Source organism: Paenibacillus sp. oral taxon 786 str. D14 (assembly GCF_000159955.1).
Lineage (GTDB): Bacteria > Bacillota > Bacilli > Paenibacillales > Paenibacillaceae > Fontibacillus > Fontibacillus phoenicis.
In genome coordinates this window covers 25,080-32,963 of record NZ_GG695975.1, presented here as the reverse complement: position 1 = coordinate 32,963, position 7,884 = coordinate 25,080, and the positions used below count along the sequence as shown (strand labels likewise).

Annotated in this window: 7 protein-coding genes; 3 read left to right on the top strand and 4 right to left on the bottom strand. The window is 46.3% G+C overall.

The features are described 5' to 3' along the window. Window positions 1-225 precede the first annotated feature (225 nt). The 4 genes from POTG_RS10020 to POTG_RS10005 are packed head-to-tail and all read right to left on the bottom strand — an operon-like array spanning window position 226 to window position 5,257. Window positions 226-726 carry a hypothetical protein gene (locus tag POTG_RS10020; RefSeq protein ID WP_036644960.1) on the bottom strand — a complete coding sequence of 167 codons (501 nt, stop codon included), beginning with the start codon at window positions 724-726 and terminating at the stop codon, window positions 226-228. Further along, window positions 726-1,112: a DUF2294 domain-containing protein gene (locus POTG_RS10015; RefSeq protein ID WP_009224705.1), complete on the bottom strand. Its 387-nt coding sequence runs from the start codon at window positions 1,110-1,112 to the stop codon at window positions 726-728. The genes POTG_RS10020 and POTG_RS10015 overlap by 1 nt, the downstream gene beginning before the upstream one ends. Before the next feature lie 21 nt (window positions 1,113-1,133). Continuing rightward, window positions 1,134-3,749 (bottom strand): DUF2309 domain-containing protein, encoded by a 2,616-nt coding sequence (locus POTG_RS10010; RefSeq protein WP_157273395.1) that lies wholly within the window; start codon window positions 3,747-3,749, stop codon window positions 1,134-1,136. Next, the gene (locus tag POTG_RS10005; RefSeq protein ID WP_442852586.1) at window positions 3,749-5,257 is read right to left on the bottom strand and encodes an NADH dehydrogenase subunit 5; all 1,509 of its coding nucleotides are present in this window, start codon (window positions 5,255-5,257) and stop codon (window positions 3,749-3,751) included. The genes POTG_RS10010 and POTG_RS10005 overlap by 1 nt, the downstream gene beginning before the upstream one ends. Window positions 5,258-5,904: 647 nt before the next feature. Between POTG_RS10005 and POTG_RS09995 the strand changes: the two genes are divergently transcribed. From POTG_RS09995 to POTG_RS23805, 3 genes are all read left to right on the top strand, one after another. Continuing rightward, the gene (locus POTG_RS09995) at window positions 5,905-6,258 is read left to right on the top strand and encodes a hypothetical protein (protein ID WP_009224702.1); all 354 of its coding nucleotides are present in this window, start codon (window positions 5,905-5,907) and stop codon (window positions 6,256-6,258) included. A gap of 132 nt (window positions 6,259-6,390) precedes the next feature. Further along, a complete protein-coding gene (locus POTG_RS09990; protein ID WP_009224701.1) occupies window positions 6,391-6,882 on the top strand; it encodes a cation:proton antiporter regulatory subunit in 492 nt (163 codons plus the stop codon). A gap of 146 nt (window positions 6,883-7,028) precedes the next feature. Then, window positions 7,029-7,884 (top strand): YitT family protein (locus tag POTG_RS23805; protein ID WP_050769736.1); only part of this gene is annotated, 856 nt, incomplete at its 3' end.

The following is a 7,884-nucleotide window of genomic DNA, read 5'->3' as shown; positions in this document are numbered from 1 at the left end:
TGGAATGATCTTCCGCTTCATTTCGGACGATTTCCGGCAAATATTTTCGATTTGCCTTCTTTTATTAGTAGCTTTAGAATAAAACATTGGGGCTGGGCGACCCCGGAAATCCGTCAAAAAAATATATGAACGATACAAAAAATTGGATTCGAAAGCAGAATACGGTTGGAAAGAGCAGTATGAATCCATTCTTGATCCGAATCCACGACTAATTGCCTGGAATGACTACCCCAGCTCAACAATTTCCCTGTCTTCATTCAGGAATAAACCGTGAATCCTGACGTCTGACGGTACTAATGGATGATTGCTAAGCATATCAACACTTTGCTGTACGCTCTCCTGCACAGATTTGCCGTCTGACAGCCATTCCTGCAAGCTCATATTCGGGAAATCAATCTGGTTACTGCTTAATAGATAATTTATTATTTGCATTTTATCTCTTAATTCTACATTTTTGTGAAGGTGATCATATAGAGTCGGGGTATCATCAGTAATATAATGCCGCTCATGTACTCCTACCACATAAATTTCTTCGATATCCTGGCCATATACAAGTAGAAGTATGGTGCGCATTAAATCTCCGTAACGATGAGCAATCAATGGCCCTGCAACACGTAATGTCACCATGCTGTCCGGTTTAATTGGAATTACTTCATATATTTCAGGTTCCATTTCATGGTGCAATCCTGTCAATAGCAGTACTTTCTTCTGCTGTCTCATATCCATCAGTTTCCCTCCTTCGGGCGACTTGAAAGAAGTTTCTCCAAACTGCCTGAAAGCTTGAATAACATCACTCGCTCACCGGTCTGAGTGCTGACATCAGTGAAGAAGCTCAACACTTCCAGACCGGTGATATCCAGGATAATTTTCTTCAAATCTTCAACACCTGATTCGACCAGACGATTTCGATTCGTCTTCACATGCAGCAGACCTTCTTTGTCCTGACACAAGGAATATTCGGCAGGAGTCAGGACTCTTTGCATTGTAACAATAATCATATCCCTCAAGATATCTGACTTGACAAAGACAGACCCTCTCCCGAGATAACTTTTCTCCCAGTTGGTCAACGCTTTACTTATTTCCGCTTCCAACGTTCCTTTGGTTTTATCCAAAATATTATCCTCCTCTACTAATTACGACCAGCTTTTCCACTGTCCTTCCGAATCAATGGATGCCAGACGCAACCACCTGTTCTCTATTTTTTGCCGAAATTCAGGAACACGCCTCAACAATCGATCCACGTATTCTTCAGGTGCCTGGATGACTACCAGCAATCTCAGTGGAGTATGATACAATTCCCCCTCCGATCTCATGACGGTTTGCCAGGGAAGACCAAATAATAAATCGCTGGCATTCCCCTGCATAACGCCAATACCGGAAGTTACGGTTTGTGTAGCTTTATCCCCGCTTCCATAGTAGTGTGGTACAACCGCAGACGCATAATACTGCAAATTAATCCATTGCGCTACCTGAACAGGCCCTGCGATAATACTTTCAAGTATCGCTCCGTCCGTATCCTTTTGCCACTCGTAATTATGGAGGAATACTCTCCCCTCAAGATCGCAGTTCATAGTAAGCCTGCATTCTCCTATAATTATTGCAGCATTGCCTGCCAATCCCCATTCCGGGCGCAACTCGCTCCAATCTTCCGCCAAGCGTTCTGCTGCCGCATAAGGAGGGTGTAAAATCAGACTATTGTTGGGTAATTTGCTTATTCTATCAGCTTTCGCCTGTTCGCTTATGTCCGGCAGCACGCTTTGGACATGATTTAAGGCTCTATAAGCTTCTTTTGAAAGCTCGGGCACGTATACCCAGTTGATCTCATCCAATGTGGTGACATGTTCGGCGGCAGCAAACGCCGTACATTCGGGAATCGATATCCCTCTTGCTGCCAAAGCATTCCGAATTTCCGGTTCATTGCATAGCTTTGCCAGCACACGTGCATTAAATTCTCCCGATGCTCCTCCGCAAGCGCCGCAATCCAGTGCAGCTGCATACGGGTTATTGGCACTCCGGCTGCCATGGCCGCAGAACACAACCAGCGGAGCAAATTGTTCAGTAAGTCCCATAGAAACTAATGCCTGCTTTACATAATCTGCCTTCTCCTCAATAGTAAGCCTATCAGGCCATTCAGATCGGTGACAGATTTCAAAATCAGTTTCAGGCTTGCTCATCCATGCTTCTCGAATTTGGCGAATGAACGTCCCCGTTTTCCGAGGCAGGATGCTGCGAAAGAACAACTGCATGCTGAACCACGGGGCACTGATCTCCGGCAGCAGCAAACTGGTCAAGAGATTCTGCTTCATTGTTTGAAATGCATTATGAATGGAATTAATCAGTTGTTTTCTGTTCTGATACCTTTCCGTCTCTGAGGCAGTCGAAATTTCAACAACCCTTAATTCAGGTTTGCTTATAACTGGCAGGGAAGGATGTTGACGAACGGATCCGAGTTCATATTTCTCGATCGGCAAACCAAAGAAACCTGCCGTTCCCAGAGTCTCGAACGGTCCAGACTGTTCAATCTTCCGTCGTAAAGGTTCCGAACGAACATCGATACAGAATACAAATTGAGCTGCAACGGTTGCTGCATGTTGATCAGTAGATCTTCCTTCAGAAAAAATAATCATTTCTTTTATACGATGTTCATAGGTTTCTTCCCACGCTTCCAACAACAGGCGCTTTTTGGCGAAAAGATCGAAATCGTATGCAAGCATAATGCGCGCTTTGATTTCTTCGTCCGATAATTCTGACCATAAGCTTAAGGGGATTCCGCCCCAATGAATAGCCTCGGCTAACAAGGGCTTAACCGATATTTGAACCTCTTTTTCGGGCTTCAGCTTCAGAAGATGGGGTTGAAGCAAAGTCCACTCCACCCAAATCCGCACTGCAAGATAGTCCGTCATCAATGTATTGGGTTTGCTGATGTGCTGTGAACGCCACAGCATCGCGCCAGCCCAGCCAGGCAAGGCAAGCAAGTGCGCCTTTAAATAGCCTTCAATCATGGACTCCGGAATATTCAATGCAGACAAAGCGGCCCAAAGTGTTTCTTCGGAAGTTTCTGGCAAAAGTTTCAGAAACTTGCGCATCTCTTTCGTCAGACCTGGTTCATACCTAATGATTTTTTTCCATGCGTTGTAAAATCCATTTTCACGAAACGGCATCGGCCATGAAGCTTGAGATTCATCCAAAAATAATTTACACCATTTAATCAGGAATCGATCCAGTTTGCTAGCTAGCTCGATACCTGACTGTTGTTCCAAACGTCTGCTGTATGTTTGAAATTCACAGCTTTCCGTAATTTGGAACCCGGTTCGCCTTACTTTTTGCACCAAAGCTGATAACTCGGGTGTTGCGAATAATGCCTCAGGCGGTCGATCCAGCTTAAGTGCAGCTCGGCAAAACTGCTCTGCCGCCTCTCGGGGCAAATCTGGCAAATGCATATCGAGCCATTTCTGCATTGATTTTTCAAGAAACTCCTCCCGAATTTCGCCTTGATTTTTTGCCTGACACAAAATTGCTTCACTAGGATAAATATCAATTCCACATATTTGCATTTGCCGTCGAGCCGTTTGCTCAAATGATTGCTCTTCCAGCCCCGCCCATGGGCTACGCGCCGCAAATCGGTGTATCGGGTCAAGCGGAACGATGACTTTTAAAGCCGATTGGACAAATTGATTTATTTTTAAATGAGAAAGCGCTGATTGTTTGTCTGAATTTGGCGATTGGTCAAATGCGGCAACTGTATTCATCAGTACTGTGTCCTCCTTGTAACTGAGGTTGAAATAGGACTTCTGGAACGAACCTCAACCGAATTGCTTTGCGGTTCACTTAACCTCAAAAGCCAAAGATAAACAACAACGGAAACCGGTAATGTGCGATTACGAATAAACCATGCAATAAGTAAGTTAAATGTTACTAAAATGATCAGGAAAATAAATACAATATTCAAGGACAATGTTGTCCCCTCCGGCAACGCAGTATGCAAAAGTTGATAAAATGCTCTGTGAATTACTTGAAACAAGACCGCGGCTCCAGCAATCAATATGATGCCCGTTATTTTGTTGATCCAGCCGCGACCGGAAGCTACAAGTTGCTTCCATGATATGAATGCAGACAGACTGAGAATTACAGCGCTAATCAATTGATAGGACTCCCCATGTGAACTGATCCAAATTCCTGTCCCTACCGCAAGACTGATAGCTCCGCCAGCAATGACCCATAAACTTGCCGCAGACTGGGAAGGGTGAGGATCACGTTCTTTAGGTTTCGCCACCGAACCCGATTGCAGAAATTGTGTCGCTTTAAACAAACCATGCAGCACTGCGTGAGCAATAGCCGCCCAATAGGATCCTAACGCACATTGAACCAGCATAAAGCCCATCTGGGCTATAGTAGAACCTACCAATTGCCGCTTATAATCAACCTGAACCAGCATAATTCCGGTACCCAGCAGGACAGACAAGCTCGAGATAACCAAAAGCATCAGTTGACTATCTTCAGTGGCCAGCGGAGCCAAACGAGTCAAGATAATCCCACCGCCATTCACAATCCCTGCATGCATGACTGCAGATATAGGCGTTGGCGCAATAGCGGTGTCCAGCAACCACCGCTGAAACGGCCACTGCGCTGCCGGAATCATAACTGAAATAACAAGCAGCATATTCAAGAAGAATCTTTCTAGTGAATGAAGATCTTCCATGCTGCTTTGCGAATGTAGCGAAACCTCCCAATTTCCTGTTCTCCAGCCAATCCACAACAACGTGACCGACAACAATCCCCAACTTCCTGCCAAGAACTTGCCGCTTAATGCCGCTGCGTGTCTTGTCGCCGGCCATTCTTTCCTCAAACCGATAAGCCCGGTTAATCCCCATAAAGTAGCCCCCCAACCTGCCAATAACAAGCGGAAGTCGTTACTCAGCCAGGTAATCGAAGCAGCTGCTGCAGTGACCGTCAATAGGGTAAAGTATTTACGATAAGATCGGTCCGCAAGCAAGTAGCGCATGGAATACTTCTGTACAAAAAAACTGATCGTGGTGACAAACCATGCCATTAGCCAGGACAAGCGATCAAAGTACAACGGACCGCAGCTTGCGCTCTCAGATGCTAAGACCAGCGACAGAAGCGCTATGACAGGAGGCAGTGTCAAAATTCCAAGGTGAAACGGAATATACTTCAACGGAGCTTTGAGGCCGATTATCATCAAACCGCTCAACAATGACACTCCGAGAAATCCCAAAAAAAGAGTTGAAAATGGCACAGACAACGTTCCTTTCAATGAAATCTAAAATAAAAAACCGACAACTTCGGGTTCCGCGGTCTTAATGCCACGAATTCCAGAAAATTGCCGGTTTACTTTCAACTAGCATCTCTCGCACTTTTGAAAAGTCTACCTGATTCTGTAATCTCAGTTCAAGATTTATCTTTTCAACCCAGTCAATAAAATTAACTGTTTGCTAAGACATTCTTGAATTGCACTATTTATATGTCTAGTTTATATTAATTCTTAATAATCTGTCAATCATGCGCGATCACTCAGTTTAAAATGTTACTAACGAGGCAAACGCTATGGCTGCCCGGAACAGAAGAGCGCTCAACTTCAATATTGCCCTGCCTGATCGGTATTTCAATTGCTGCTTGCCCACTCCCAAGTTGTTAGGCAAGGAGCGTTGCGCAGCACGTGTAAAGAAAACATTCGACACGGCCAAAACACCCGTAGCGCGGTTAATTGAATTAGACGTACTAACACTGGAACAATCCGCACGCTTACAAGCGTATCAGATTTCCCAAGATCCGCTTGCATTATACCAACAGTTGGATCGATGCTTTCCCTATATCTTTGGAAAGAATGACGCCAATATGCTATCCTTAAGATAAGTAAATAGATGTCGAGGGGAGGGATGACGCATGACAACGCAACAACTAAGGCTTCGTTGGTTAGCTGTGGTGGTATTGACGTTGGTCCTGGCGTTGTCCCTCCCTTCCTTTATTTCATCCCCCGTTCATGCAGAGTCTCGTGGGGAAGAGACGCTTGAGACCGATTATGGCCATGTGCAGAACAAGGTATCACTTCGCCTCAATAGTACACCGTCTTACGGCAAGCTGTTTATCGACAGAACCCCGCATCAACTGGATGCCGTCTCGGCCTTGATCAGCTTTATGCTGCTGGCGCCATGGGCGTGTTTCCGACCGTTATTCTGCCTGCTGTTAAAGCGGCGTCTGCTTATGCCCATCAAATTTACGAGCATGTTCGTGGCTTAACCGAAGTTGTATCGTTTTTTTGATCCAGTCTCCTGCAGGACTTTCACGTTTTTTCAAACGAAATCGCATGAGGCTTATTTTGTTATTACCCAAAATGGAAAAATGACTTTAAAAACTGGAGGCTTGACTCAAATGAATCTCAAAGAAACAGATCTGCCAGGAATCGGTAAACAATTCGTGGTCCAGGCCCGCAGCGGCGACAAACTCTCGATCGTTATTCATAATGATGGACGGCGCGAATTATCACATTTCGATGAAGACGATCCGGACAACAGCGTTTCCATGGTCACTTTGGATGACGATGAAGCGAGATATATCTCTGCCATTATTAGCGGTGCGACATATAAGCCAACAGCAATGGAGAACATTGAAGTGGCTTTAGGCGATCTGATCATTGAGTGGTATAAATTAGATTCGAACTATAAAGCGATTGGCAAAACCATTGGCGAGTTGAAAATTCGTCAGCGTTCTGGAGCGACGATCATCGCCGTAATCGAGAAGAACCACAAGAAACACATCAATCCCGGACCTGATCTGATGCTGACCTCCGAGGCGACGGTGGTCGTGCTTGGCGAACGTCTCCATCAACAACAAATCAGACAGATCCTATTGAGCGGAAAATAATTCATTGGATCATCTCATGCTGAAGGCGGTTTGTCCTTCACCCGGATCGCGGCGAGCAGATAGTCTACTGTCCGCGATCTATCCGTTGCTTGGTATAAGAACCGCCTGCCCTTGATGATGGGTTTATCCAGTTAGGAGGGGTCGGTTTGAAACACCAGTTAAGAATTCATTCCTCCCGGAAGACCCGCGGCGGCTTCAAGACACTAATTCCGACGTTTGGCCATGCTGCCGGCGTCATAGCTGGCGCATCGCTTGCTTCCGTCGGCTTAGAGCTGTTCCTGATGCCCCACAGCATCGTCGTTGGAGGAATGACCGGTTTATCCGCATTGCTGGCGTTAACGACGGAAATGCGGCTTGGATTGTTCTTGTTCTTGCTGAATCTGCCCTTACTCTTTCTCTATCGTAAAAATATCCATGGGTCCTACGGGATCTTCACTGTGATTGGCGTATTGGTATTTTCACTGGGGACGCTTGTGCTCCATCCTTATCCTTCCCTGATTGACGAGCCGCTGCTGGCAGCGCTGATCGGGGGATTATCACTGGGACTTGGGCTTGGTTTAGCTCTGCGTTTTGGAGGGGCGCTGGACGTTGCGGAGAAAGCCGTGAAGCAGCTCCAATATGGCAGATTGTCCCCGGAGCGGATCTTGCTGATGCTGAACTGTCTGATCCTGATCGGTGCGGGCTTTCATTTTGGCTTTCTGCAGGCCCTCTATTCGGTTATCGCCTACCTGTCCGCCTTCGAAGCCGTCAAACTTCCGGTCCAAGGTGGGATCTTCACCCTAACGGTGCGGATTAAGAGCCGGCATTGCGCCGCCATCCAGGGGGAGCTGCTTCGATATCTGAACCGTTCGGCCGTTTATCGGCTGGGTCCCGAAGCACCCGGGGACGAGGAAGGGATGGGCATTTTGGAATTCCAATGCCATCGGCTGGAGCGGTCCCGCTTGATTTCCATCGTCCATCAATGCGACCGCGAGAGTGAAATTACGTTTCTTCCAAGGAAAT